The organism is Streptomyces sp. ATLC9 (assembly GCF_057196705.1).
The window spans coordinates 1-4,261 of the sequence record NZ_JBXUOY010000371.1 but is presented as its reverse complement, the minus strand read 5'-3'; the positions used below and the strand labels follow the sequence as shown (position 1 = coordinate 4,261).

Below are 4,261 nucleotides of genomic sequence, written 5' to 3'. Positions count from 1 at the left end.
ACGCAACGCCGCATCGCCACGCCGAAGCGTGGCGCTCCGGTCACAAAAAGTCAACTCGCCTGCTCAACGCCTCACTCGCGGAGGGAGGGCGGGGGGGGGGGGGGCCCCCCCCCGCCCCCCCTCCACCTTCCACCTCCCATCTGACGCAAGGAAGGGAACAGCCCATGGAGCACCGTCTGGTCCGTGCCGTCGAAGAGGCACTGGGGTGGGACGGCCCGGCCCCGCTCGGAAAGGACTTCGCCCGGGGAAGCATCGGCGACCCCCAGCTCGTCACCCGACTGCTCACGCCCGCGCGCCTGCTCGACATGGTCATGCGCCGGAGCCTGACCAACCCCCAGTTCCGCTTCTTCAAGGGCGGCGAGGAGCTACACCCCGACGCGTACCTGGACCGGCAGGTCACGCCCCGGGGCCAGGCGATACCGATGGCCGGCATGCGCCGCGTGGGCAGCCTGCTGCGCGAGGGTGCGACGCTGGTCCTGGACCAGGCGAACGTCTTCGACCCCACGATGGAAGTGACGTGCCGAGCCCTGCAGTGGTGGTCCCGGGAGCACGTCCAGGCGAACGTGTACCTGACCACCAACGACGCCTCCGGCTTCGACCTGCACTGGGACGACCACGACGTCCTCATCGTCCAGCTCGCCGGAGAGAAGCAGTGGGAGGTACGCGGCACATCACGGCCCGTGCCCATGTTCCGGGACGCCGAGCGGAACAACACCCCCAGCGAGGAGATCGTGTGGACCGGCACCATGAAGGCCGGCGACGTCATGCACATCCCCCGCGGCTACTGGCACGCCGCCACCCGGGCGGGCCGGGGCGGCGGCCACAGCACCCACGTGACCTTCGGGTTCGCCAAGCGCACCGCCGTGAGCTGGCTGACCTGGCTCGCCGACTGGTCCCGCCAGGAGGAGGTGTTCCGCCATGACCTCGACCGCTGGGGCAGCCCGGAGGAGCAGCAGGTCCAGGAACGGCGGCTGACCGACGCGGCCTCCCGGCTCCTCGACGCACGCGGCCCGGCGGAGTTCCTCCGGCTCCGCGAACACGAGGCCCCCGCCGGTCGGCACGTCCCCTTCCTGGAGATCTTCGGGCCGCTTGAGGCCGTGGTGTGTGTCAGCGAGTTCCCTCCGCTGATCCAGGAGGAGCAGGAGACGGTCACCGTGGTGGCCGCGGGCAAGAAACTCACCTTCGCCTCCAAGGCCATGCCCGGACTCCGCCTGCTCCTGAGCGGCCACCCGGTGCGGCTGGACGAGGCCGCCCAGGTCGTGGGCGCCGAGGTGGGAGCCCTGGCGAAGATCCTGGTGGAGGAGGAACTGTGCGCGAGCCTGACCCCCGAGTTGTCCTCGGGCTACACCGATCTCGTCATGAGCGCCTGATCCTCACCAGCGCGCTGGAACTCGGTGTCGAGGCGATCGACACCGGCTTCAACTACCACGGCTTCTCGGCCCACACCGCCCTGGCGGAGGTGGGGGGCGACCTCTTGCCCCGCTTCACGGTCTCCACCAAGGTCGGATTCTTCCCGGCCGCCGGCGGAGCCGAGCACTCACTCGACCCCGGCAGGCTCCGGGCAGCGGTGGAACAGACCAACCGTGATCTCGGACGCGTCCCCGACCTGGTGTTCCTGCACAATCCGGAACGCTCCCTGCCCGAACGCTCCTCCGTTGGTCAGGAAGCGCTGGGTACGGCGTGCGCCGCCCTGGAGAAAGCCGCGGCGGACGGGCTGTGCGGGGTCTGGGGCGTCTCCTCATGGGACCCCCGCCCACTGCCCGGCCTCATGGACGACACCATGCCCAGGCCCGACGTGCTCATGATCCGGGCGGGGCTCCTGGTTCCGATCGACGTCCTGGACGCATCGGATGCCCTGGCAGCACGATGGGGCCTCGGCCTCGATCAGCTGTGGGGCATGAGCCCCTTCGGAGGCGGGACCGGAGACCCGCTGTGGAAGATCTTCGACCCGCGGGTCTTCGTCCAAGACCCTGACGACGGTCTCTCCGCCGTACAGGCCGCGTTCCGCACCGCCTACCGGCTGCCGCAGGTGGGGAGGGTCGCCGTCGGCACGGATGACCCGTCCCACCTGGCGGAGCTGGTCACTGCCCTGCGGTATGAGGCGGATGTCGGCAGCCTGCGCACGTACCGGCGGCTTCTCCGCGAGCGGACGGGCCGTCAGCGGGCCTGAAGTTCCTCCGCGATCCGCGCCGCCGCCCGGCGTGCCGGCTCCAGGCGGGGGTCCTCGGGGTGGGCGTCCGGGGCCAGGATCTTCGCGCAGACGAACAGGGTCATCAGCTTGCCGTCCCGGCTCTCCAGGTCGCGGCGCCGCTCGTGGCGGACGCGTTCGGCCAGGACCGGGACGGCGAGGGAGTTGCCCCACAGCGATGCGGCATCCAGCCCCCAGGGCGCCATGCCCCAGTCCTCCCAGTCGAACAGGCAGAACTTGGGGCCGGTCATGTTCGCCCAGTTCAGGTCCGCGTGCGCGGGCCTCCACCGGCTCACCGTCGTATCCATACCATCGGGCAGGAAGCGGCGGACCGCCTCGGTGACACCCTGCTGGGTGATCGTGACGGTGTCCGGAGTGGCGACACGGCTCGTGCGGTGGGCGGCCAGCGCGTCCAGCGAGGCGTTCAGCGCCTGCCACCACGCGTCCGGCAGTCCGGGATCGGCGGCCAGGACGCTGGTGCCGATCGGCGCTCCGGGCAGCAGATCGGTCTCGTCCGCCCGCCACATCGCGGCACCGTCCGGCTGGCGCCACACCACCGCCCGGTGCCACCGGGGCTGCGTGATTCCTTCCAGGACGGCCGCGCACTCGGTGCCGTTCCAGCCCTGGCCTCCGATCTTCTCCATCCGGCGCCGCTCGATGCGCACCCATGTGCCCCGGTCCGTCCGCGCACCCAGCGAGCGCCGCTTGCGCACCAGCGTGTCCCGGTCCAGCCGAGTCTGGAGAGAGATCTCGACATCGCCGAGCACAGCGTCGACCGGCTCGATTCTCAGGTCGGCCTGTGCGGCGGCAGGCGCGGAAGATGGCATGGAACCTCCTTGGCGGCCGTCCGATGCTAGCAAGGAACCGGCCTCCCATGTCTCCGGTGGGGAAGACGCGGCACAGCGGTCCGCTCGGTGTGGTCAGCGGTGCCGTGTCCGGGACGGCTGCGGGTCTGGAGCGGCGGGGCGCTGCGCGGTGGTGCGCGCTCTGGCTGCCTGGGCTTGTGGGCTGGGGGCGTGGCGTTGGCCGAGGCGGTGGATGCGCCAGGTCAGGGTGCGGGCGGGGTGGCGGGCGTCGTTCAGGGTGCGCTGGCCCAGGGTCTGGTCGAGGAGGGTGGCGGCGTTGTGGCCTGTGGTCTCGGCGTCGGCGAGCACGGCGGCGAGGGCGTCCCAGGCGGGGTCGTTCAGGATGCGCTCGGCGTGCTCGGGGGCCGCCTGTTGGAGGTGGAGGGCGAGGCGTTGTTTGGTCCGGAGGCTGGGGGTGCGGTGGGCGAAGTGGTCCAGGACCGGCCCGGCGATTCGTGTGTAGGCGGTCTGAACCGGATCGTCCTACCTGTGCTGACCGCCCGGTCCGACCACATCGACCTGCTGCAGCTGGCTGATCTGATCACCGCAGCCACCACAGCGCTCGTCGCTGGCAGCGAGCACGCCGCGCCCTACCGGGACCTGATCAAGGACCTTCTGGCGAAGAATTGGCTCGATGGGATGGGCGGCACTGGAATCAAGCTGGTACCCGATGCCGACTACAACCCACACAATCTCCGCAACCTCTTCTACTGGATCTTCAACGAAGGGGGGTTCACTAAGGTCTCTCAGTTCGGCCACAAGCTCCTGCCCCACTACGAGTGGGCATACGCGGCCAGCGACGGGCTTGGGAAGACACTCCCGCCTAACCATCCGTACGCGAAGAAGAGCAGCATCTGAGTGCGAGCAGCACCACATCGGCATATGTCGTGATCAGCACAGCTGGACGGTGCCCTTGGCATCGACGACGCACGTAGGCCGTAAGCGGACAAGTATTACCTCCACGCCGACCCGCCACCGCACCTGACCTGACCTGACCAGCGGGTAGCGCCGGTCGCCCTGTGCTGGAGTTACTCAGGTCAACCTCCTCGCCGCCCCTCCGCTCACGCATCGCTCACGCGAGCCATCCCACGGCGCTCCGGCCGTGTGCCCCGCCATGCAGGGCTTCGGCGTAGTCGCGTGACGCCGGGTTCGTGACGATCTGTCGTATCGGCGGTGCCCTCGGAACGAGGCAGGCACGGTTTCCAAGATCATGGAGTTCTCTACGCCC

At 69.9% G+C, this 4,261-nt stretch carries 4 protein-coding genes; 3 read left to right on the top strand and 1 reads right to left on the bottom strand.

Going from position 1 to position 4,261, the window contains the following annotated elements; all coding sequences use genetic code 11:
• The first annotated feature begins 164 nt into the window (after positions 1 to 164).
• Both AC2CJA_RS24810 and AC2CJA_RS24805 read left to right on the top strand, forming a co-directional pair.
• Complete coding sequence (locus AC2CJA_RS24810) at positions 165 to 1,370, top strand: JmjC domain-containing protein (protein WP_484604912.1); 1,206 nt, start codon at positions 165 to 167, stop codon at positions 1,368 to 1,370.
• Positions 1,310 to 2,170, top strand: coding sequence for an aldo/keto reductase (locus AC2CJA_RS24805; protein WP_484604911.1), 861 nt, complete (start codon positions 1,310 to 1,312; stop codon positions 2,168 to 2,170). Before AC2CJA_RS24810 ends, AC2CJA_RS24805 begins: the two co-directional genes overlap by 61 nt.
• On the opposite strand, the gene AC2CJA_RS24800 is transcribed toward AC2CJA_RS24805, so the two are convergent.
• Complete coding sequence (locus AC2CJA_RS24800) at positions 2,158 to 3,015, bottom strand: hypothetical protein (RefSeq protein WP_484604910.1); 858 nt, start codon at positions 3,013 to 3,015, stop codon at positions 2,158 to 2,160. The two genes, AC2CJA_RS24805 and AC2CJA_RS24800, sit on opposite strands and share 13 nt — an antisense overlap.
• Positions 3,016 to 3,204: 189 nt before the next feature.
• Between AC2CJA_RS24800 and AC2CJA_RS24795 the strand changes: the two genes are divergently transcribed.
• A complete protein-coding gene (locus tag AC2CJA_RS24795; RefSeq protein ID WP_484604909.1) occupies positions 3,205 to 3,891 on the top strand; it encodes a hypothetical protein in 687 nt (228 codons plus the stop codon).
• Positions 3,892 to 4,261: the final 370 nt, after the last annotated feature.

Bases quoted from the DNA above. Each gene is read 5' to 3' on its own strand.
- AC2CJA_RS24800 (WP_484604910.1), bottom strand. From the start codon at position 3,015: ATGCCATCTTCCGCGCCTGCCGCCGCACAGGCCGACCTGAGAATCGAG.
- AC2CJA_RS24810 (WP_484604912.1), top strand. From the start codon at position 165: ATGGAGCACCGTCTGGTCCGTGCCGTCGAAGAGGCACTGGGGTGGGAC.